General features: G+C 66.7%; 20 protein-coding genes. All 20 read left to right on the plus strand.

The features are described from left to right. Positions 1 to 6 precede the first annotated feature (6 nt). Positions 7 to 444 carry an SRPBCC family protein gene (locus ACQR1Y_RS12910; protein WP_006609919.1) on the plus strand — a complete coding sequence of 146 codons (438 nt, stop codon included), beginning with the start codon at positions 7 to 9 and terminating at the stop codon, positions 442 to 444. A 3-nt stretch (positions 445 to 447) separates the two neighbouring features. Further along, positions 448 to 891 (plus strand): SRPBCC family protein, encoded by a 444-nt coding sequence (locus ACQR1Y_RS12915; protein WP_434876698.1) that lies wholly within the window; start codon positions 448 to 450, stop codon positions 889 to 891. A 15-nt stretch (positions 892 to 906) separates the two neighbouring features. Further along, positions 907 to 1,728: an FAD binding domain-containing protein gene (locus ACQR1Y_RS12920; protein WP_434876699.1), complete on the plus strand. Its 822-nt coding sequence runs from the start codon at positions 907 to 909 to the stop codon at positions 1,726 to 1,728. Between the two features lie 3 nt (positions 1,729 to 1,731). Next, complete coding sequence (locus tag ACQR1Y_RS12925) at positions 1,732 to 2,208, plus strand: (2Fe-2S)-binding protein (RefSeq protein WP_434876700.1); 477 nt, start codon at positions 1,732 to 1,734, stop codon at positions 2,206 to 2,208. Between the two features lie 12 nt (positions 2,209 to 2,220). After that, complete coding sequence (locus tag ACQR1Y_RS12930) at positions 2,221 to 3,795, plus strand: xanthine dehydrogenase family protein molybdopterin-binding subunit (protein ID WP_434876701.1); 1,575 nt, start codon at positions 2,221 to 2,223, stop codon at positions 3,793 to 3,795. 1 nt (position 3,796) lies between these two features. After that, positions 3,797 to 4,819: a xanthine dehydrogenase family protein molybdopterin-binding subunit gene (locus ACQR1Y_RS12935; protein ID WP_434876702.1), complete on the plus strand. Its 1,023-nt coding sequence runs from the start codon at positions 3,797 to 3,799 to the stop codon at positions 4,817 to 4,819. 6 nt (positions 4,820 to 4,825) lie between these two features. Then, positions 4,826 to 5,707: an AAA family ATPase gene (locus tag ACQR1Y_RS12940; RefSeq protein ID WP_434876703.1), complete on the plus strand. Its 882-nt coding sequence runs from the start codon at positions 4,826 to 4,828 to the stop codon at positions 5,705 to 5,707. Continuing rightward, complete coding sequence (locus ACQR1Y_RS12945; RefSeq protein WP_434876704.1) at positions 5,704 to 6,822, plus strand: VWA domain-containing protein; 1,119 nt, start codon at positions 5,704 to 5,706, stop codon at positions 6,820 to 6,822. Before ACQR1Y_RS12940 ends, ACQR1Y_RS12945 begins: the two co-directional genes overlap by 4 nt. Next, entirely contained in the window at positions 6,819 to 7,706 is an 888-nt protein-coding gene (locus tag ACQR1Y_RS12950) for an amidohydrolase family protein (RefSeq protein ID WP_434876705.1), read from the plus strand. The genes ACQR1Y_RS12945 and ACQR1Y_RS12950 overlap by 4 nt, the downstream gene beginning before the upstream one ends. Before the next feature lie 39 nt (positions 7,707 to 7,745). Continuing rightward, entirely contained in the window at positions 7,746 to 8,594 is an 849-nt protein-coding gene (locus tag ACQR1Y_RS12955; RefSeq protein WP_434876706.1) for an MBL fold metallo-hydrolase, read from the plus strand. 9 nt (positions 8,595 to 8,603) lie between these two features. Beyond that, the gene (locus tag ACQR1Y_RS12960; RefSeq protein WP_434876707.1) at positions 8,604 to 10,190 is read left to right on the plus strand and encodes an isochorismatase family protein; all 1,587 of its coding nucleotides are present in this window, start codon (positions 8,604 to 8,606) and stop codon (positions 10,188 to 10,190) included. Between the two features lie 3 nt (positions 10,191 to 10,193). Next, complete coding sequence (locus ACQR1Y_RS12965; RefSeq protein ID WP_434876708.1) at positions 10,194 to 10,820, plus strand: FMN-dependent NADH-azoreductase; 627 nt, start codon at positions 10,194 to 10,196, stop codon at positions 10,818 to 10,820. A 360-nt stretch (positions 10,821 to 11,180) separates the two neighbouring features. After that, positions 11,181 to 12,527, plus strand: a complete 1,347-nt coding sequence (locus ACQR1Y_RS12970; protein ID WP_434876709.1) for an ABC transporter substrate-binding protein — start codon at positions 11,181 to 11,183, stop codon at positions 12,525 to 12,527. Between the two features lie 71 nt (positions 12,528 to 12,598). After that, a complete protein-coding gene (locus ACQR1Y_RS12975; RefSeq protein ID WP_434857730.1) occupies positions 12,599 to 13,495 on the plus strand; it encodes an ABC transporter permease in 897 nt (298 codons plus the stop codon). Continuing rightward, entirely contained in the window at positions 13,492 to 14,382 is an 891-nt protein-coding gene (locus ACQR1Y_RS12980) for an ABC transporter permease (protein WP_434876710.1), read from the plus strand. Before ACQR1Y_RS12975 ends, ACQR1Y_RS12980 begins: the two co-directional genes overlap by 4 nt. Positions 14,383 to 14,391: 9 nt before the next feature. Continuing rightward, a complete protein-coding gene (locus ACQR1Y_RS12985) occupies positions 14,392 to 15,501 on the plus strand; it encodes an ABC transporter ATP-binding protein (protein ID WP_434876711.1) in 1,110 nt (369 codons plus the stop codon). 27 nt (positions 15,502 to 15,528) lie between these two features. Beyond that, positions 15,529 to 16,017: a (2Fe-2S)-binding protein gene (locus ACQR1Y_RS12990; RefSeq protein ID WP_434876712.1), complete on the plus strand. Its 489-nt coding sequence runs from the start codon at positions 15,529 to 15,531 to the stop codon at positions 16,015 to 16,017. Between the two features lie 2 nt (positions 16,018 to 16,019). Beyond that, positions 16,020 to 18,407: a xanthine dehydrogenase family protein molybdopterin-binding subunit gene (locus tag ACQR1Y_RS12995; protein WP_434876713.1), complete on the plus strand. Its 2,388-nt coding sequence runs from the start codon at positions 16,020 to 16,022 to the stop codon at positions 18,405 to 18,407. A gap of 9 nt (positions 18,408 to 18,416) precedes the next feature. After that, on the plus strand, positions 18,417 to 19,214 hold the full coding sequence (locus tag ACQR1Y_RS13000) for an FAD binding domain-containing protein (protein WP_434876714.1): 798 nt from the start codon (positions 18,417 to 18,419) through the stop codon (positions 19,212 to 19,214). Positions 19,215 to 19,297: 83 nt separating this feature from the next. Then, a complete protein-coding gene (locus ACQR1Y_RS13005; protein ID WP_434876715.1) occupies positions 19,298 to 20,755 on the plus strand; it encodes an amidase in 1,458 nt (485 codons plus the stop codon). The last annotated feature ends 150 nt before the right edge of the window (positions 20,756 to 20,905 follow it).

A 20,905-nucleotide genomic window follows, 5' to 3' on the forward strand; every position in this document is an offset into this window, starting at 1 on the left:
TGCGAGATGGCGAGGGTCTACGTCTCCACTGTCGTGAATGCCCGCAACGACCGGGTGTGGGCGCGCGTCCGCGACTTCAACGGCCTGCCGAACTGGCATCCGGCGATCGCCGAAAGCCGCATCGAAGGCGGCGAGCCCGCCGACAAGATCGGCTGCGTCAGGGATTTTCGCCTGCGCAACGGCGACCGCATCCGCGAGAAGCTGCTCGGCCTGTCCGACTACGACATGTTCTGCACCTATTCGATCCTGGAATCGCCGATGGGCGTGTCGAACTACGTCGCCACGCTCCGCCTGACGCCGGTGACGGACGGCGACAAGACCTTCCTGGAATGGACCGCCGAGTTCGACTGCGCGCCGGAGCGCGAGGCCGATCTCGTCGGCTCGATCGGCGGCGGCGTCTTCCAGGGCGGCTTCGATGCGCTCAAGCGCGCGTTCGGAGGCTAGTCCGTGCCGCACATCGTCAAGAGCACCATCATCGACGCGCCGACCGACCGGGTCTGGGAGCTGCTGCGTGATTTCAACGGCCATGACCGCTGGCATCCCGCGGTGGCGACCTCGGCGATCGAACGCTCGCAAACCTCCGACAAGATCGGCTGCGTCAGGCGCTTCCGGCTTCAGGACGGCTCGGAGCTGCGCGAGCAATTGCTGGCGCTGTCCGACCTCGAACAGAGCTTCAGCTACTGCCTGCTCGATACGCCGGTCGCCTTGTTCAACTACGTCGCCCATGTCCGGCTGCTACCGGTCACCGACGGCGATCGCACGTTCTGGCACTGGGAGAGCCGGTTCACGACGCGGCTGGAGCAGGCGGAGGAACTGACGCGCATGGTGGCGGAAGACATCTACCAGGCAGGCTTCGAGGCGATCCGCTCGCATCTGAAGCAGGCGGCATGAGCGAGAGGTGAACCGATGCCGGTGACGGTGAAGACATTCCAGGCGCTGGGCGAGGCGGCCTCCGCGCTGTCGTCGGACCGCGCCGCGCGCTATCTCGGCGGCGGCACGCTGGTGATGCGCGATCTCAACGAGGGCGACGTCTCGATTGCGACCGTGGTGCGTGCCACCGACCGCGCCTTGCAGAGCATCGAGGCCGCCGGCGCGCGCGTGCGCATCGGGGCCGGCGTCACCTTCGCGCGCGTGCTGGCCGAGCGCGAGCTCGCCTTCCTGCATCCGGCAGCACGCTCGATCGGCGGCCCGGCCGTGCGCAACATGGGCACCGTCGGCGGCAATCTGTTTGCACCGGCGCCGTTCGGTGACTTCACGGTGGCGCTGCTGGCGCTCGACGGCATGATCTCACTGCAGGGCGGCTTCGGGTTGCGCGACATGCCGCTCGAGGAATTCCTGCAATCGCGCGACCGTCAGGCCGGAGCGCTGGTCGTCGCCGTGTCGTGCATCAGGCCGGCATCTGCCGATGCGTTCCGCTATCGCAAGATCGCCCGCATCAAGCCGAAGGGCGGCTCGGTCATCACGCTCGCGGCACATCTCCCGCAGAGCGGCGGGCGCGTCAGCGGCGCGCGCATCGCGCTGGGGTCGATGGCGCCGACCGCGATCCGCGCCAAGGGCGCCGAGCGCGCGCTGGAAGGCCGGCCACTCGATTCCAGTGCAATCAGTGCGGCGGCGGCCGCCGCAGGCGAGGGCACCGCGCCCACCGATAACTCGCTGGCGAGCGCATGGTATCGCCGCGAGGTCGTCGGCGTGCATTTGCGGCGGTTGCTGTCGGGACAGGAGAGCTAGAGCGTGGCCAAGACTCCTTTGCAATTCCGCCACAACGGCCGCGACGTCGCGCTGTTCGTCGATGGCGGCACCAATCTCCTCGTCGTGCTGCGCGAGATGCTCGGCGACGTCACGCCGAAATTCGGCTGCGGGCAGGGAGGTTGTGGCGCCTGCACCGTGCTGATCGACGGCGAGGCGCATCTCTCCTGTCTCACGCTCGCCGACACTGTCGAGGGCCGCGCCGTCGAGACGCTCGACGGCATCAAGACCGGGCCGAACCTGCATCCGCTGCAACGCGCCTTCGCCGAGGGCTTCGCCGCGCAATGCGGCTATTGCACCCCGGGCATGCTGATGGCCGCGAAGGCGCTGCTCGATCGCAATCCGCAGCCGAGCCGCGAGCAGGTCGTGGAGGCGATCTCGGGCAATATCTGCCGCTGCACCGGCTACGAGCCGATCATCAATGCCGTGCTGGCGGCGGCGGCGGCGCGCGCGAGCGCTTGAGGGGAGAGCGTCATGCTGGAATTGCGCAAGGACATCTTCGCCGACGAGCGCGACGACAATCTCAACGAGGTCGGCAAGGGCACGCAGCGCCAGGACATGCTGGGCCACGTCACGGGCACCTCGACCTATTTCAACGATCACAAGCTGCAGGGCATGCTGCATTTGCGGGTCGTGAGGTCCACGCAGCCGCATGCAAGGCTGCGCCGCATCGACACCAGCGAGGCCGAGCGAAGCGAGGGCGTCCGGCGGATCATCAAGGGCTCCGATGTGCCGCGCAATCTCAATACGCTGCTCAGCCTGATCAATTTCGGCAAGGACGACGAGCCGACGCTCGCGGTCGACAAGGTGCGCTATCGCGGCGAGCCGATCGTCGCGGTCGTTGCCGAGACGCCGCGCGCAGCCGCAGAGGCGGCCGCCAAGGTGCGCGTCGACTACGAGACCTTGCCGGCCGTGTTCGATGTCGAGGAGGCGCTGAAGCCGGGCGCGCCGACGGTCAATGAGACCTATCCGAAGAATACTTTTACGTATCACGAACGCTACGACCATCAGAAGCTGCGCTTCGGCGACGTCGAGCGGGGCTTTGCCGGCGCCGACCATGTGCTGGAGCAGCGCTACCAGATGTCGCCGATCGAGCATGCGCCGGTCGAGACCAACGGCTCGATCGCGGCGCCTGATGCGAACGGCCGCTACGTGGTCTACACCTCGACCCAGGCGCTGTTCTTCTCGCTCGACACCTGCGCCAAGATCCTCGATCTTCCGTCGAACACCTTCCACTTCATCGGCGGCACCGTCGGGGGCGGCTTCGGCGGTAAGGTCGACACCTTGACCGAGCCGCTCGCGATTCTCGCGGCGATGCTGACCGGGCGGCCGGTGCGCTACGTGTTCGGGCGCGAAGAGGAGATGCAGTTCGGGCCGCCGCGCGGCGCCGAGCGGATCTACATCAAGGACGGCGTGATGCGTGACGGCCGTATCGTCGCGCGACAGATCCGCGGCTATTTCGACTCCGGCGCCTACACCCGGCTGTCGAGCTATGCGGTGGTGAAATGCGCGGCGCATCTGCCTGGGCCTTATACGATCCCCAACGTTCACGGCGACATCTACTGTGTCTTCACCAACCGCACCCCGGCGACCGCGATGCGCGGCTTCGGCATCACCGGCATGGATTTCGCGCTCGAATGCCAGATGGACAAGCTTGCGCATCTCATCGGCATGGACCCCATGGAGTTCCGCATCCTGAATGCGTATCGCGACGGCGACATGAAGGCGCATCGCCGTGAGGCCAAGAACACCGCGCTGATCGAATGCGTGCAGGTTGCGGCTGAGAAGGCCAAATGGCCGATCCGCGAGGAATTCCGCCGGATGTCGTCGCGCAAGGACGGAGGCGGGGCGCGGGCGGCGGTGCCGTCGACGCCACGCGAGTCCGTGCCGCCGCGGTCTGCGCCGGCGCAGCAGCGAACCAGCTACGACCGCGGGCTCCCGATTTCTCCGCCGCCCGAACCGCCACCACCTCCGCCGCCTTCCGCGCCATCGCCGGCGGGACATGGCGCTACCCGGTTCTCATCCGTGTTCGGCACGAGGAGGCGCTGAGATGGCGAGGCACCGCGGCCGCGGCATGGCGGCGATCAACTATCCCATCGGCATGAATCTCGGCGGCGATCCGAGCCAGGCGCTGGTGCACTCCAATCCCAGCGGCAAGTTCACGGTGGCGCTGTCGTCGATCGATCTGGGGCAGGGCATGAAGTCGGTGACGCGGCAGATCTGCGCCGAGACGCTCGGTGTGCCCGTTGAGGACGTCTATGTCGACACCGCGGACTCCGACACCGGGCCGCATTGCATGGGCTCGTTCGCTTCGCGCGGCACCCATCGCGTCGGCAATGCGGTGATGGCGGCGGCGAAGGAGGCGCGCGGCGTCATGATGGAGGCGGCGGCCGAGGAACTCGAAGTGAACGCCAGCGACCTTGAGACCGACGGCCGCGGCAACATTCACGTCAAGGGCGCGCCGCATCGTTCGATCTCGGTCAAGGACGTCGCCATCGCCGCACAGTTCCGGCAGGGCAAGACGATCTCCGGCCGCGGCATCTTCCTGGTGCCGTTGTCGGACGTCGATCCGGAGACCGGCGAGATGTCGCCGGCGACTTGCTACGCGCATGCCTGTCTGGTGGCCGAGGTCGACGTCGATGACGAGACCGGCGAGGTCGGCGTGGTCAGGATGGACTCGGCCTATGAGCTGGGTCGCGCACTCAATCCGCGTCTCGTCGAGCAGCAGCTGGTCGGCGGCGCCTGGATGGGCATGAGCCACGCGCTGTATGAGACGACGGAGCCGTATTATCCAGATTCGAAGCAAGGTCCGCGCGACTTCGTCGAATATCTGATGCCGGGGCCCGGCGACATTTGTCCGCACGACATCGCGGTGCTGGAGCGGCCCGCGCCCGACGGTCCGTTCGGCGGCAAGGGGCCGGGCGAGATGTGCGCCAATCCGGTGCTGCCTGCGATTGCGAACGCGATCTTCAATGCGGTCGGCGTGCGCATCGACGAGCTGCCGATCACGCCGGAGAAGGTGCTGCGCGCGATCAAGGCCCAGGGCGGCGCGCGGCCGCAGACCAGGCGGTAACGGCGCATGGTGGTCCGCAGCAACATCGTCGGCATCGACTCGCCGCAGGCGCTGGAGAAGGCGCTGCGCGCGGCCTATTACCTCGCCGATGACGGGCTCTCCACCGCGGCCTATCTCGCGCTCGCGCTCGGCAAGCCGCTGCTGCTGGAGGGCGCGCCGGGTGTCGGCAAGACCGAGGCCGCGAAGGCGATCGCCGCCGTGCTCGGCCGTAAGCTGATCCGGTTGCAATGCTATGAGGGCATCGACGCGGCGGCTGCGCTCTACGAGTGGAACTATCCGCGCCAGATGCTGGCGATCCGCCAGGCCGGCGAAGAGAGCATCGACATCTATGGCGAAAGCTTTCTGATCGAACGGCCGATGCTGGCCTGCCTGCGCGCGCCTGACGCGACGGTGCTGCTGATCGACGAGATCGATCGCGCCGATCAGGAATTCGAGGCGTTCCTGCTCGAGTTCCTCTCCGACTTCCAGATCTCGATTCCCGAGCGTGGCACCGTGCGTGCGGCCGAGCGACCGATCGTCGTGCTCACCTCGAACCGCACCCGTGACCTGCATGAAGCGCTCCGCCGCCGGTGCGTATATCATTGGATCGACTACCCCGATGCGGAGCGCGAAGCGCGGATTGTCATGATGCGCGCGTCAAGCGTCGCTGAGGCGACTGCGCGCGCGGTGGTCGCAGCCGTCGCAAAGCTCAGGCGTGAGCCGCTGAGCAAGGCTCCGGGGATTGCCGAAGCCGTCGACTGGGCGGAGGCTGCGACCTTGCTGAACCGCACCGGCGCGCGCTGGCCGGATGCGTTCAAGCGCTCGATCGGTGTCGCGCTGAAGGACGAGGAGGATCTGTCTTTCATCGCCCCGCGGCTGGACGCGCTGCTGGCGGAGGCGACGACATGAGCGATCTCCGCCTGCCACGAGCCACCGAGGTTTTCGTGACCTTTGCCGCGCTGCTGCGGCGGAACGGCTTTGCCATCGCGCCCGAGCAGACCACGACCTTTCTTGCGGCGATCGAACTGCTCGGGCCAACCAGTCTCGACGACATCAGGCGTGCGGGAGCCGCGACCTTGGCGCCGCCGCCGGAACGGCTTTCGACCTACAATCTGCTGTTCGACATCCATTTCGGCGTGACCGAGGCGACGGCCCTCAGCGAGACCGACCAGCAGGACGACGTCGTCCGTCTTCAGGAGGAAGGCGACGACGGCGTCGATCCCGACAGCGCCCAGGAGCAGAACGAGTCCGGTCTCGCGGCCACGCAAGCCGAGGCATTGGTCGCACGCCGCCTCGCGGCGACCAGCGGCGGTAATGCCTTGCAGCGCCTCGCGCGGCAGGCGCGCGCAAGATTGCCAAAGCGGCGCGGCCATCGGCGGATGCGTGCGCGGCGCGGCAGCTTCGTCGATTTGCGCCGCACCTTGCGGGAGAGCGTGCGCCGCGACGGCGAGGTGCTGTCGTTGCGGCGGCTGAAGCGGCGGCCGCGGCTGCGCCGTCTGCTGCTGCTCATTGACGTCTCCGGCTCGATGAAGGCGCGCACCGAGGACAATATGCGGCTGGCGCATGTGCTGGTGCAGGCGGTGCCGCAGGCCGAGGTGTTCACCCTGGGCACGCGGCTGACGCGGGTCACGCGGCCACTGCGGCTGAAGCGGCGCGAGCAGGCGCTACTGGCCGCCTCGCATCTCGTCAGCGACTGGGACGGCGGCACGCGCATCGGTGAGGCGTTGCAGGCCTTCCTCGCGGTGCCGCGCTTCTCGACCTATGCGCGTGGCGCGTCGGTGCTGGTGATCTCCGACGGGCTGGAGCGCGGTGATCATACGGCGCTCCGCGATGCCGTCTGGAAGCTGTCGCTGCGCGCATGGCGGCTGAGCTGGCTAACGCCGCTCGCCACAAGTGCCGGCTTCAAGCCGCAGACCGAAGCGCTGCAGGCGATCGCGCCGTTCGTCGACGACATCGTTCCCGGCGGTTCCGACGAGGCCATCGTCGCGCACGTGCTGTCGCTGGCGCAGAGGAGGGCGGCATGAGCGGCTATGTCGACGCGCATCATCACATCTGGCGCCAGGCCGATCTGCCCTGGCTGGTCGGGCCGATGCAGCCGCGCATCTTCGGCCCGTATGAGCCGATCCGCCGCGACTACCCCATCGAAGAGTATCTGCAAGACCTCGCAGGGAGCGGCATGACCCAGTCGGTCTATGTCCAGACCAATTGGGCCAAGGACGGTTTCGAGAACGAGGCCGCATGTGTGCAGCGAACCGCCGACCAGCACGGCTTTCCCCACGCCATCGTCGCCTACGCTGACCTCGCCGTCGATGACGCGCGGCCGCAATTCGACCGGCTCGCGCGTTATCCGCTGCTGCGCGGCGTTCGGATGCAACTGCACTGGCATGACAATCCCTTGTATCGCTTCGCCGCCTCTCCCGATCTCTGCAACGATCCGAACATCCGTGCCAACATCGCGCGGCTCGCCGACTATGGCTGGTCGTTCGACCTGCAGCTCTTCGCCGGCCAGATGGCGAGTGCTGCGGCGCTGGCCGAGAGCTGTCCGTCCGTCACCTTCATCCTGCAGCACGCCGGCATGCTGGAGGATCTCTCTGCGGCGGGACGGGAGCAATGGCGCACGGGCATGCAGCGGCTCGCCGCCTGCCGCAACGTCGTCAGCAAGCTCTCGGGCCTCGGCACCTTTATCCGCCGCAACGATCCGGCGCATGTCGCCGATGTCGTGCGCGAGACGATCGAGCTGTTCGGCGCCGACCGCTGCTTGTTCGGATCGAACTTCCCGATTGAAAAACTCTGGACGAACTATCGCGCGCTGGTCGCTGGCTACGAGGCTGCCATCAAAGACTTGGACGAGCGAGCGCGAGAACAGGTGATGGGAGAGACCGCGCGGCTTGTGTACCGGCTGGGATGATGCTGCGCGCAACGACAACAAAAGCAACAGGGAACGCTCATGGCGCTGGAAATCAAGGTTCTCGACTATGGTGATATCGAGCTGGAATCGAGCTTCCTCGTGCTCGGCCGCGACTGCGGCCGCACCCGCCGGGTGCTGACGCTCGGCTTCCTGATCCTCGGCGGCCCGTATCCGGTCGTGGTCGACACCGGCTACCGCTCCAACCAGATCATGGAGACCTTGGGCATGCGCGGGCTGCAGTATCATGAGAACATGATCGAGAACCAACTGGCGCGTCACGGCGTGCGGATGGGGGACGTGCGCTATGTCTGCCACACCCATCTGCACATCGATCATGCCGGCAAGGACGACCTGTTTCCGATGAACACGACGGTGGTGCTGAACCGCCGGGAGCTGGAATACTCCGTGTCCGGCCTGATGCATCCGCAATATCCCGCGCCTGACATCAAGCACCTGATCGACCGGCTGCACACCAAGAGCGCGTTGCGCTTCCTCGATCTGGAGCTCACCGGCGCGGTCGAGCTGATGCCCGGCGTGTATTGCGAGGCCGCCAACGCCCATACCGAGGGCTCGATGAACATCCATGTTCATACGGCTGACGGCATCGCCACGATCTGCGGCGACGTGATCTACGATTTCAACGACCAGATCGTGACGCCGTTCAATGAAATCCAGGATGGCGAGCCGCGCACCACCGGCAATCACGGCACCAGCAAGCGGGCGGAGAAGGCGGCCATCAAGAAGCTGCTGTCGAGCTCGCGCTACCTGCTGCCCATCCACGATCGTCCCGCCAAGATCGAGGGAGGCATGGTCACCGGGCGGCTCCACGACCAGGTGCCGGGCCCGCTGGTGCAGTCGCTGCCGCAGCGACACTGGTTTCCGGTGTGAGGACGCGTCATGACCCACGTCACCTTGCGCCCTGAGTTCGAGAGCCTGATCGACCCCTATGCGCCGGTGGCGCAGGTCGCAACCGGCTTCGACTTCACGGAGGGGCCGATCTGGCATCCGGTTGAGCAATTCCTGCTGTTCTCCGACATGCCGGCGGATGTCCGCCGCCGCTGGGATGCGAAGCGCGGCGTGGTCGAGATGCGGCGGCCGTCCAATAAGTGCAACGGCATGACCTATGATGCCGAGCTCAACCTGATCGTCTGCGAGCATGCGACGTCGTCGCTGGTGCGCGAGCGGCCGGACGGGCGGCGGGAGATCCTGGCGTCGCATTTTCAGAACCAGGAGCTGAACAGTCCGAACGACGTCTGCGTCCACTCCAGCGGCGCGATCTATTTCTCCGATCCCTGGTACGGCCGCATGCCGGTCTTCGGCGTCGAGCGCCCGCGGCAGCTCGGCTTCCAGGGGGTCTACCGGGTGCCGCCGGGCGGCGGCGCGCCGCTTCTGCTGGTCGACCGTTACATGTTTGATCAGCCGAACGGGCTGTGCTTCTCGCCGGATGAGACGCTGCTGTATGTCAACGACACGGTGCAGGCGCTGATCCGCGTGTTCGACGTCGGCAGTGACGGCAGCCTGTCGAACGGCCGTGTCTTCGCCAGCGGCATCCGCTCCGAGCTCGAGCCCGGCGTGCCCGACGGCATGAAGTGCGATCAGCGTGGCAATGTCTGGGTCACCGCGCCCGGCGGCGTCTGGGTCTATGCGCCCACGGGCGAACTGCTCGGCAAGGTGCGCGTGCCGGAACTGGTCGCCAATCTCGCCTGGGGCGGGGCGGACTTCCGCACGCTGTATCTCACCGCCACGCATTCGGTCTACGCCATCGCGACCAAGGTCGGCCCGCGCCACGAGCCTTATATGAGCGCGCGGCGGACGGCCGGACCCACATCGGCTGCGTCGTCGTCGACGGCACCGGCAGCGCCGCAACTCGCCTCCGGCGATATGCAGCTCGATCCTCGGCGCTGCGCCATGATCATCCAGGATCTGCAGAACGACGTCATCATGGATGGCGGCGCCTTTGCCGACTCCGGTGCGCCCGGGCATGCCAAGCAGCAGCGCGTCGTTGATAATGTGCGGCGACTGGCCGAGGTCGCGCGCGCCCGCGGCGTCGTCATCATCTTCGTCTGGTTCGTGGTCGAGCCGGGCGCGCCCGGGGTGACCTTGAACGCGCCGCTGTTCGAAGGGCTGGTCGACAGCCGGGCGATGGTGCGCGGCAGTTGGGGCGCGGCGCCTGTTGCGGGGCTGGAGCCGCGCGGCGGCGACTTCGTCGTCGAGAAGATGCGGATGAGCGCGTGGGAGGGCACGAAGCTCGAGACCATCCTGAAGGCGACGGGGCGCGACGTCATCATCAATACGGGGGCGTGGACCAACATGTCGGTCGAGCACACCGCGCGCACCGGCGCCGACAAGGGCTACTTCATGGTCGTGCCCGAGGACTGTTGCTCGACGATGAATGCCGACTGGCACAATGCCGCAATCAACTTCGCCCTGCAGAACGTCTCCGTCGTCACCAACGCCGATGCGGTCATCAAGGCGCTGGGGTAGGGGATGCCCAAGCTGTTTCATCTCGTTGCCTCGCCGCGGGCGGACTCGGAGTCCAGCGCCGGCGCGCGCGTTTTCCTCGATCGTTTCATGCAGGCGCGGCCCGGGTTCGACATCGACGAGATGAACCTGTGGCGCGAGAATCTGCCCGAGTTCGACGGCGAGATCCTGCAGGCGAAATACGCGCGCATGGGCGGGCGCGACTTCACCGAGGGCCAGCGCGCGGCGTTCGCGGTGGCCGAGCGCATGGCGGTGCGGCTCGATCTCGCCGAGCGCGTGGTGATCTCGACGCCGATGTGGAATTTCGGCATCCCCTACAAGCTCAAGCACTGGCTCGACATCATCAACCAGCCCGGGCTCACCTTCCGCTTCGATCCCGCCAGGGGCTATCTGCCGCTGTTGAAGGACCGGCCGACCGTCGTGATCCTGGCGAGCGGCGGTGACTTCACCACCGGTATGAGCCGCGGCCGTACCGACCACGCCACGCCCAATTTGCGCGAGGCGCTGCGCTTCATGGGCATCAACGACGTGCGCTTCGTCGCGATCGGACCGACCAGCGGTCCCGCCGATCACACCGGCGCGGCGCGGGAGCGGGCGCACAGGCGACTGATCGAGCTGGCGGTCCAATTCTGACAGGATGCATCGACAGGCCGTCAGCCAACTTGTTAGTTGGTCGCGATGACAGCGGATCATGACGGTGCGGCTCTGATCGGATCCCGCTTCTCCTCGCCTGACAATACGGCGAATTGAAGCACCCACGCAGGCGCGCGCGCAACGTTGCTCAATCGCTTCTCAGACAGGTGACGCCGTTCTGGGCGATTGCTGCGCGTTAAAGCAGCAGTGTCCCGACATTAGCGGCGCTTATATCCGCAATTTTTGCTTCCAATTTTACTTCGCGGAATCCCGTCGATAGCCTCGCGTCAAGATCGAAACGCAAGCGGGCCGGCAGCCAACGAGGGATGTCGCGCCGCCTTGTAACCAGCGGGGGTTGCTATGCGCGACAATGAGAAACGTACGTCCAAGGGTGAGATGGTGAAGCAGAAGGCGCCGAAAGATCAAAAACTGAGCCGGCGCTCCCTGCTCAAAGGCGCGGCCGCGCTCGCGGGTGCCGCGGTCGGCTCGGAGATCGTGGGCGCGCCGACGATCTGGGCGCAGGAGATCAAGGACATCGAGCTGCGCCATGTCGGCGTGTCCTACTCGGTGGTGAAGGCGATAGGTGACCAGGCTGCGAAGGATCTCGGCTTCAAGGTCACGATGCAGAACCTCGATACGTCGGCCGCGATCAACCGCTTCATCAGCCAGCCGAACAGCGTCGACATCGCCGATCTCGAGGGCTGGCAGGCCAAGCTCGCCGCCAAGCGCGGCGTCATCCAGGGCATCGAGGTCAAGAAGATCAAGGAATTCGACAACATCCTGCCGATCTTCACCAAGGGCGAGATCAACGGCCACAAGATTCCGCGCCAGGGCATCTCGCCGTATGAGGCGATGTACATTTCCAAGCCCGACTCCACCGATCTGCATGACGGCGTCACCGAATGGGCGACCTTCCTGCCGCAGGTCTACAACGCCGACTCGATCGGCTATCGCCCCGACCTCGTCGGCCACGAAGTCACCGAGTGGAAGGACCTGATCGACCCGAAGTTCAAGGGCAAGGCCGCCATCCTCGACGTGCCCGCGATCGGCATCATGGATGCCGCGCTGTGCTTCGAGAGCGCCGGGCTGATCAAGTACGGCAACAAGGGCAACATGACCAAGGAGGAGATCGACTTCACCTGCAACAAGCTGATCGAGCTGAAGAAGCAGGGGCAGTTCCGCGCCACCTGGACCACCTTCGATCAGTCGGTGCAGCTGATGGCCGCGGGCGAGGTGGTGATCCAGTCGATGTGGTCGCCGGCCGTGGCCGCGGTGCGCGTGAAGGAGATCCCGTGCGTCTACGCGCCGGTCAATATCAAGAACGGCAAGGAAGGCTATCGCGGCTGGTGCAACGGCATGGGCCTCATGAAGCACCTCACCGGCAAGAAGCTCGACGCCGCCTATGAGTATCTGAACTGGTACCTGTCCGGCTGGCAGGGCGGCTTCGTCGCGCGCTACGGCTATTACAGCCCGGTGCCGTCGACGGCGAAGAAATTCCTCACTCCCGCGGAATGGGACTTCTGGTACGAGGGCAAGCCCGCGCCGGAGGTCGTCAACGACCCCTACGGCGTGCCGATGGAGAAGGCCGGCACCAAGCGCGACGGCGGCTCCTTCCTCGACCGCGTCACCAACATCTCCTGCTGGAATACGCTGATGGACGAGGCCGCCTACATGAACAAGCGCTGGAACGACTTCAAGGTGGCCTGAATCCTGCCTCTCTCAACGGACGCCGGCACGATGTTCGTGCCGGCGCAGGCGACAGCGAAGTAGCTCACAAGATGATGCCGAGTCCTTCTTCAACCTCACGTGCAAGAACCTCACGTGCAAGCTTGGCCGGCTGGCTCTACGTCTCGCCGCTGGTCGCCGTGCTCGTGCCGTTCTTCCTGGCGCCGATCCTGGTCGTGCTGGCGGCGAGCTTCTTCGGCTCGGACGGCTTCGGCGGGCTCACGCCCGACTTCACGCTCGCGAACTATGTCGAGGTGCTGCACTCGGCGCTGACCCTGAAGCTCTATCTCGCGACGATCAAGTTCACGGTGCTGACCTGGATCTTCACGCTGCTGATCGGCTTCTTCGTCGCCTATTTCCTGGTTTTCCATGTGCGCAACCAGCTGCTGGCGATCGGGCTGTTCCTGCTGTGCACCGTGCCGTTCTGGACCTCCAACATCATCCGCATGATCTCGTGGATCCCGCTGCTCGGCAAGGAAGGGCTGATCAACGCGGCGCTGCTGTCGACCGGCGTGATCCGCCAGCCGCTCGAGGTGCTGCTGTTCTCCGATCTCGCCGTCGTCATCGCCTATGTGCACCAACTGACGATCTTCATGATCGTGCCGATCTTCAACGCGATGGCGCGCATCGACAAGCGGCTGATCGAGGCGGCGGTGGACGCCGGCGCCAGCCGCTTCGATATCCTCAGGCTCATCGTCGTGCCGATGGCCAAGAGCGGCATCGCGCTCGGTTCGATTTTCGTGGTCTCGATCGTCATGGGCGACTTCTTCGTCGTGAAGGTGATGTCCGGCGGCGGCTCAGCTTCGGTCGTCAGCGCCTTCTATGAGGATGTCGGCGTGCTGCAATATCCGACGGCGGCGGCCAGCGCCGTGCTGCTGACACTGGTTCTGCTCGCCATGGTCACCTTGATCCTGCGCACCGTGGACATCCGCCGGGAGATCGCCCGATGAGCGCCATGGTGGTCGACGCACCTGAGAAGGACACGGTATCGCGCAAGGCGATCGCGCCGAGCCGCGGCCGGCGGCCCTGGACGTTCTATGTCCTGGCCTCGCTGTTCACCGCCTATGTGATCGCGCTGTATGGCCCGATGTTCTGCATCTATGTCCTGTCGTTCCAGGACATTCGCGGCGGCCTGGTGTTTCCGATGAAGGGACGCTCGCTGCACTGGTTCGTCGACCTGTTCACCCAGGTGCGCACCGGCGACGTCAAGGGCTCCTTCGACCGCTCGATCAAGCTCGCGATCATGGTCACGATCATCACGGTGGTGATCTCGTTCCTGGCCGGCCTCGGCTTCCGCCGCCGCTTCAAGGGCGACAGCATCGTGTTCTACATGATGATCGGCAGCCTCGTGGCGCCCGGCCTCGTGCTCGGGCTGGGCACGGGTCTCTTGTTCCAGGCGCTGGGACTGAGCCCAGCCTGGTACTCCTCCGCGCTCGGGGCGCAGCTGTCCTGGACCCTGCCGTTCGGCGTGCTGGTGATGTTCGCGGTGATGTCGCGCTTCAACAATGCCTGGGACGAGGCGGCGCGCGATCTCGGCGCCAGCCGCTGGCAGGCGATCCGGCTGGTGATGATCCCGGTGCTGGCGCCCGGTCTCGTGGCTGTCGCGCTGTTCGGCTTCACGCTGTCCTATGACGAATTCGCCCGCACCCTTCAGACGGCGGGCTCGCTCAACACGCTGCCGCTGGAGATCTGGAGCATGACACTGAACGTCACTTCGCCCTCGCTCTATGCGCTCGGCACGGTGACCACGATCGTCTCTTTCATCGTGATCGGCGTCAGCCTGGGCAGCATCGTGCTGATCCAGAAGCGGCGCGGCGCGCAGAAGATCAAGGGATAAGGCTCAGCGATGCGGATCGAACGAGGCGATATCGAGCTTGCGGGTGTCTGCAAGAGCTATGACGGCGTCGTCAATGCCGTCGACGGCGTCAATCTGCGGATTGCCGACGGCGCCTATTGCTGCTTCATCGGCCCGTCCGGCTGCGGCAAGACGACCATCCTGCGCATGATCGCAGGCCATGAGGACCCGACCGCGGGCGAGATCGTGATCGGCGGCCACAATGTGGTCGGCCTGCCGCCGGTGCAGCGGCGCACGGCGATGATGTTCCAGTCCTACGCGCTGTTTCCGCATCTGACCGTGCGCGAGAACATTGCCTTTGCGCTGCAGGTGCGCGGCCAGTCCAAGGCCGAGCGGCTGCGCGCGGCGGATGCGATGATCGAGAAGGTGCGGCTGACGCAGTTCGCCGACCGGCTGCCGGCGCAACTCTCCGGCGGACAGCAGCAGCGCGTGGCGCTGGCGCGCGCCGCGATCACCGAGCCGCGGGTGCTGCTGCTCGACGAGCCCCTGTCGGCGCTGGACGAGCAGTTGCGCGTGCAGATGCGCCAGGAGTTGCGGCGGATGCAGCGCGAGCTCGGCATCACCTTCATCCACGTCACCCACACCCAGCTCGAGGCGATCGCGCTCGCCGATCTCGTGGTGGTGATGGAGCAGGGCAAGATCAAGCAGGCCGGGCCGGCGCGCGAGGTCTACGCCAATCCGCGCGACCGCTATGTGGCCGAGTTCATGGGCGGCCAGAACGTGCTGTCCGGCCGGGTCGAGAAGGTCAACGGCGAGAGCCTGGTGCTGAAGCAGAACACGCAGCAGGCCATTGAGCTGCCGCTGCCGCCGCAGCGCACGAGCATCGGCGTCGGCGACACCATCGACATCGCCGTACGGCGCGACGACGTGGCGCTGGTCCGCCCCGGTGCGACGCTGCCGCCGGGCTGCGGCACAGCGCTGCCGAGCCGCGTCACGGCGATCGAGTACCAGGGCTATTTCGTCAAGGTTATGCTCGACACCGTGCCCGACGACGAGTTCGTCGCCTATGTGCCCGAGAAGACCTACTTCGCAGATCCCTTCAATGTCGGCGACGTCGTCCTGGCCACCTGGGTGGCCGACCGCGCCCGCCCGCTCGCCTGATTTCATTTCGACAACGGAGAGTAGACCGTGCAGATCTCCTTCACCCTCAATGGCCGTGCGACCACGGTCGACGTGGACCCGGCAACGCTGGTCAGCGATCTCTTGCGCGAGCAGCTGAACCTGACCGGCACACATGTCGGCTGCGACACCAGCCAATGCGGCGCCTGCGTCGTGCATCTCGACGGCGTTCCGGTGAAGAGCTGCACCTTGCTCGCGCCGGCGCTTGGCGGCGCGACCTTGCTGACCATCGAGGGGCTCGGCGCTACCGCGGGCTCGAACGGGCTGCATCCGATGCAGGAGGCGTTCCGCGAGCATCATGGCCTGCAATGCGGCTTCTGTACGCCGGGCATGGTGATGACCGCGACCGCGCTTGCCGCCGCCAATCCGACGCCCACCGAGGCCGAGGTGCGCCACGGGCTTGAAGGCAACATCTGCCGGTGCACCGGCTATCAGAACATCGTCATCGCGGTCATGGCTGGTGCAGCCGCCATGCACGCCACGTCAGCGGGAGAGTGACCATGGGGCAGGTGATCGGAATCGGCGCGGCGCCGAAGCGCAAGGAAGACCAGCGCTTCCTCACCGGACGCGGCAACTACGTGTCCGACATCAAGCGGCCGGGCATGACGTTTGGCGTGTTCGTGCGCTCGCCGCATGCGCATGCCGTGCTGCGCGGCATCGACAAGGCGGCGGCGCTGGCCGCGCCCGGCGTGGTCGCGGTGCTGACCGGCGAGGATGTTGCCGCGGACGGGCTCGGCTCGCTGCCCTGCGGCTGGGGCATCTCGGACGCCAAGGGCGTGCCAATGAAGGAGCCGCCATTCCCCATGCTCGCGCAGGGCAAGGTGCGCTTCGTCGGCGACATGGTGGCGTTCGTCATCGCCGAGACGCTGGAGCAGGCGAAGTCGGCGGCGGAGCTGCTCAGCGTCGACTACGAGGTGTTGCCCTCGGTGGTCGGCGTGCTCGATGCCGTCAGGCCGGATGCGCCGCAACTGTTCGACGACGTGCCCAACAATGTCTGTTGCGACTGGGAGCTCGGCGACAAGGCGGCGGTGGAGCAGGCGTTCCGCAAGGCGGCGCATGTCGCCAAGCTGAGCCTGGTCAACAACCGGCTGATCGGCAATCCGATGGAGCCGCGCGCCGCGATCGCCGAATATGATCCCGGCAAGGGCCATCACACGCTGTGGACCACCAGTCAGTTTCCCCATGTCGTGCGCTTCCTGATGAGCGCGCTGGTGCTGAAGCTGCCGGAACACAAGGTGCGCGTGGTCGCGCCGGACGTCGGCGGCGGCTTCGGCGTCAAGCAGTTCCACTATGGCGAGGAGGCCGTCATCACCTGGGCGGCCAAGCGCGCGCTGCGCCCGGTGAAATGGGTGGCCGACCGCTCCGAGGGCTATCTGTCCGACCGGCACGGCCGCGACCACGTCACTGAGGCGGAGCTCGCGCTCGACGAGAACGGCAAATTCCTGGCGCTGCGAGTCAAGACGCTCGCCAACATGGGCGGCTATCTCTCGACCTTCGGTCCGAACATCCCGACCAACCTCTACGGGCCGCTGCTCGGCGGCGTCTACACGACGCCCGCGATCTACTGCAACGTCAAGGTCGTGTTCACCAACACGGTCCCCGTCGACGCCTATCGCGGCGCCGGCCGTCCGGAGGCGACCTTCGTCGTCGAGCGCATCGTCGATGTCGCCGCGGCCGAGATGGGCATCGACCGCGTCGAGCTGCGCCGGCGCAACATGATCCCGAAGGAGGCCTATCCGTATCAGACGCCGGTGCTGGTGCAGTACGATTCGGGCGATCCGATGGGCTGTCTCGACGGCGCGCTGGTCGCTGCCGACGTCAAGAATTTCGGCGTGCGCAAGGCGGAGTCGGCGCGCAACGGCAAGTTCCGCGGGCTCGGCTTCTCCACCTATGTCGAGGCCTGCGGCCTCGCGCCATCACGCTTCGCCGGCCGGCTCGGCGCGCGCGGCGGTCTCTATGAGAGCGCCACGGTGCGCGTGCATCCCGCGGGGCAGGTGACCGTGCTGATCGGCACGCATAACCACGGCCAGGGCCACGAGACGACCTTTGCGCAGATTGTGTCCGACAAGCTCGGCGTGCCCTTCGAGAATGTCGACATCGTGTTCGGCGACACCGACCGCGTCCAGTTCGGCATGGGCACCTATGGCTCGCGCTCCCTGGTGGTCGGCGGCGCCGCGTTGTCGAAGGCGGCCGACAAGGTGATCGTCAAGGGCAAGAAGATCGCCGCGCATCTGCTCGAAGCGAGCGAGCAGGACATCCATTACGAGGCCGGCAAGTTCTCGGTCGCGGGCACCGATCGCGTCAAGACGATCGAGGAGATCGCTGGCGCGGCCTATGTGCCGCACAATTATCCGCTGGAGATCCTCGAGCCGGGTCTCGAAGAGCAGGCCTATTACGATCCGGTCAACTTCACCTATCCCGGCGGCTGCCACATCGCCGAGGTCGAGATCGATCCGGAAACCGGAATCGTCACTTTGGTCAACTACACCGGCGTGGACGATGTCGGCACGGTCATCAATCCGATGATCGTCGAGGGCCAGCTGCATGGCGGCATCGTGCAGGGCATCGGCCAGGCGCTGTACGAGAACGCGGTCTATGATGAGAGCTCCGGACAGCTCGTCTCGGGCTCGCTGATGGACTATTGCGTGCCGCGCGCCGACCATCTGCCGATGATGAAGGTCGCGACGCATTCCACCCTGTGCACGCATACGCCGATGGGCGTGAAGGGCTGCGGCGAGGTCGGCACCATCGGCTCGCCCGCGGCGGTGATCAACGCGGTGGTCGATGCGCTGTCGCATCTCGGCGTCACCCATGTCGACATGCCGGCGACGCCGAACCGGATCTGGCGGCTGCTGCAGAACGCCTCGCTGCCGGTGGCGGCGGAGTAGGAGGGACACATGAGAGCATTTGCCTATCATCAGCCGAGCGAGATCTCGGACGCCGTGAAGCTCCTGACCTCGGTCGAGGACAGCAAGGTGCTCGGCGGCGGCATGACCCTGATCCCGACCATCAAGCAGCGCCTCGCGGCGCCCGCGGCGGTGGTCGATCTCGCCAAGATGCCCGCGCTGAAGGGCATCAGCGACGACGGCCAGACCGTGACGATCGGGGCGATGACGCCGCATGCGGTCGTCGCGTCCTCGCCGATCGTGCAGGTGCGCATCCCCGCGCTGGCGCATCTCGCCTCCGAGATCGGCGATCCCGCCGTCCGCAACCGCGGTACGCTCGGCGGCTCGGTCGCCAACAACGATCCTTCGGCGGACTATCCGGCCGCCGTACTCGGCTTAGGTGCCACCATCATCACCAGCGCGCGCGAGATCGCGGCGGATCAGTTCTTCCTCGGCCTGTTCGAGACAGCCTTGCAGCCGGGCGAGATCATCACCGCCATCCGCTTTCCGGTGCCGCAAGCGGCGGGCTACGCCAAGTTCAAGGCGCCGGCGTCGCGCTATGCGCTGGTCGGCGTGTTCGTCGCGAAATTCGCCAGCGGCGTGCGCGTCGCGGTGACCGGCGCGGGGCCCGGCGTGTTCCGCGTCGCGGCGATGGAGCAGGCGCTGAGCGAGAGCTTCGAGCCGACCAGCATCGCCTCGATCAAGATCGACGCCGCCGGCTTGGCCTCCGATATCCATGCCGAGGCCGACTACAGGGCGCATCTCGTCACGGTGATGGCCAAGCGCGCCGTCGCGGCCGCCTCGGGCTAGCGCGAGCGGCGAGGAGACCAGCGGTTTTTCGAACCGATGCGATGGCGTGCCATCGCATCGGATCCAGCCTTCAGGACTTAATCATGACAGCCTTGTCTGCCCATGCGGCCGCCGCCGGTGCGCCGTCCGATCTCGCTCGCCTGTCCGCCGTCGAACTGCTGGCGGGATACCGGCGCAAGCGCTTCACGCCGGTCGATGTGGTCGAGGACGTCATCGTGGCGCTGGACGCCACGAACGCCCGCTGCAACGTCGTGGTGACCGCGATGTACGAGCAGGCAAGGGCGGACGCCAAGCGCATCACCGCCGCGATGCAAGCTGGCGAGCCCTGCGGTCCGCTGGCCGGCGTGCCCGTGACCATCAAGGACCTGGTGTTCGTTGCCGGCGTGCCGGCCTATGCCGGCTCGCCGATGAACAAGGGCTTCGTGCCGGAGGCGGACGGGGCGGTGGTCGCGGCGCTGAAGAGCGCCGGCGCGATCATCACCTGCAAGACCACCACCTGCGAGTCCGGCTACAAGCTAACCGCGGACAGCCCGGTCACGGGATTGACGCGCAATCCGTGGAATCCGGCGCATACCAGTGGTGGGTCGAGCGGCGGCGCGTCGGCCGCGGTCGCAGCCGGCTGCGGCCCGATCGCGATCGGCACCGACGGCGTCGGCTCGATCCGGGTGCCGTCGTCGTTCTGCGGCGTGTTCGGGCTGAAGCCGACCTTCGGCCTGGTGCCGCGTTCGCCGGGCTTCGCGCCGCCGTCCTGGGCCTCGCTGGCGCATACCGGCCCGATCACGCGCACCGTGGCGGATGCCGCGCTGGCGCTGGAGACGATCGCGATGCACGACCTGCGCGATGTGGCGAGCCTCGCGGTGGCGCAGCGGCGTTTCGATGCGACCCCGCGGCCGCTGACGGGCCTGCGCATCGCCGCCAGTGCCGATTTCGGCTATGCCGCGGTCAGCCCCGATGTCCGTGCCTCCTTCTCGAAGGCGCTCGCGGTGCTGGAAAGCTGCGGGGCGCGGATCGCCGCCGATCAGATCGCGCTTGATCGCGAGATCCTGGAACGCACGTTGAAGCCGATCGCCTTTGTCGAGCAGGCCGCCGCCGTCGCGCACAAGACCGGCGATGAGCTGTCGAGCTCCGAGACCGACTACCGCGACGTGATCGCGGCCGGCCGGCGCTACAGCGGCGTCGACTACATCGAGGCGAGCTACCGCCGGACCCAGGCCCGCGCCGCCTTCGCCAATTTGTTCGAGCGCTTCGACGCGCTGGTGACGCCGACGGTCGCGGTCACCGCCTTCGGCGCCGGCCAGCTCGGCGTCGCCATGGTCGACGGCCGCCCGGTCGATCCGCATCTCGGCTGGTCGCCGTTCTCCTGGCCGATGAATCTCGCCGGCCTGCCGGCGGCGACCGTGCCCTGCGGCTTCGACAGCCAGGGGCTGCCGATCGGCCTGCAGATCGTCGCGCCCTGGCTCGACGAGCCCACCATCTTCAAGATCGCCGCCGCGTTCGAGGAGGCGCAGCCCTGGGCGGGGATTTGGCCGGAAGCGAAGTAGCCGTAGGATGGGCAAAGGCGCGGCCGTGCGATCTCCACAAGTGAGATCGCGGTGGCGCCGTGCCCACCATCTTGCTGATGAGTTCGCCGCGCGATGGTGGGCACGCTGTCGCCTCCGGCGGCTGCTTTGCCCACCCTCGCTACGGCAGCG

The sequence above is a fragment of the Bradyrhizobium sp. HKCCYLRH3099 genome, from assembly GCF_051167855.1.
Classification (GTDB): domain Bacteria; phylum Pseudomonadota; class Alphaproteobacteria; order Rhizobiales; family Xanthobacteraceae; genus Bradyrhizobium.

Excerpts from the sequence above, each read along its gene's own strand:
- ACQR1Y_RS12970 (WP_434876709.1), top strand. The coding sequence starts at position 11,181 with ATGCGCGACAATGAGAAACGTACGTCCAAGGGTGAGATGGTGAAGCAG.
- ACQR1Y_RS12945 (WP_434876704.1), top strand. The coding sequence starts at position 5,704 with ATGAGCGATCTCCGCCTGCCACGAGCCACCGAGGTTTTCGTGACCTTT.
- ACQR1Y_RS12920 (WP_434876699.1), top strand. The coding sequence starts at position 907 with ATGCCGGTGACGGTGAAGACATTCCAGGCGCTGGGCGAGGCGGCCTCC.
- ACQR1Y_RS12950 (WP_434876705.1), top strand. The coding sequence starts at position 6,819 with ATGAGCGGCTATGTCGACGCGCATCATCACATCTGGCGCCAGGCCGAT.
- ACQR1Y_RS12930 (WP_434876701.1), top strand. The coding sequence starts at position 2,221 with ATGCTGGAATTGCGCAAGGACATCTTCGCCGACGAGCGCGACGACAAT.
- ACQR1Y_RS12955 (WP_434876706.1), top strand. The coding sequence starts at position 7,746 with ATGGCGCTGGAAATCAAGGTTCTCGACTATGGTGATATCGAGCTGGAA.
- ACQR1Y_RS12935 (WP_434876702.1), top strand. The coding sequence starts at position 3,797 with ATGGCGAGGCACCGCGGCCGCGGCATGGCGGCGATCAACTATCCCATC.
- ACQR1Y_RS12975 (WP_434857730.1), top strand. The coding sequence starts at position 12,599 with ATGATGCCGAGTCCTTCTTCAACCTCACGTGCAAGAACCTCACGTGCA.
- ACQR1Y_RS12985 (WP_434876711.1), top strand. The coding sequence starts at position 14,392 with ATGCGGATCGAACGAGGCGATATCGAGCTTGCGGGTGTCTGCAAGAGC.
- ACQR1Y_RS12995 (WP_434876713.1), top strand. The coding sequence starts at position 16,020 with ATGGGGCAGGTGATCGGAATCGGCGCGGCGCCGAAGCGCAAGGAAGAC.
- ACQR1Y_RS12960 (WP_434876707.1), top strand. The coding sequence starts at position 8,604 with ATGACCCACGTCACCTTGCGCCCTGAGTTCGAGAGCCTGATCGACCCC.
- ACQR1Y_RS13000 (WP_434876714.1), top strand. The coding sequence starts at position 18,417 with ATGAGAGCATTTGCCTATCATCAGCCGAGCGAGATCTCGGACGCCGTG.
- ACQR1Y_RS12980 (WP_434876710.1), top strand. The coding sequence starts at position 13,492 with ATGAGCGCCATGGTGGTCGACGCACCTGAGAAGGACACGGTATCGCGC.
- ACQR1Y_RS12940 (WP_434876703.1), top strand. The coding sequence starts at position 4,826 with ATGGTGGTCCGCAGCAACATCGTCGGCATCGACTCGCCGCAGGCGCTG.
- ACQR1Y_RS12910 (WP_006609919.1), top strand. The coding sequence starts at position 7 with ATGGCGAGGGTCTACGTCTCCACTGTCGTGAATGCCCGCAACGACCGG.
- ACQR1Y_RS13005 (WP_434876715.1), top strand. The coding sequence starts at position 19,298 with ATGACAGCCTTGTCTGCCCATGCGGCCGCCGCCGGTGCGCCGTCCGAT.
- ACQR1Y_RS12965 (WP_434876708.1), top strand. The coding sequence starts at position 10,194 with ATGCCCAAGCTGTTTCATCTCGTTGCCTCGCCGCGGGCGGACTCGGAG.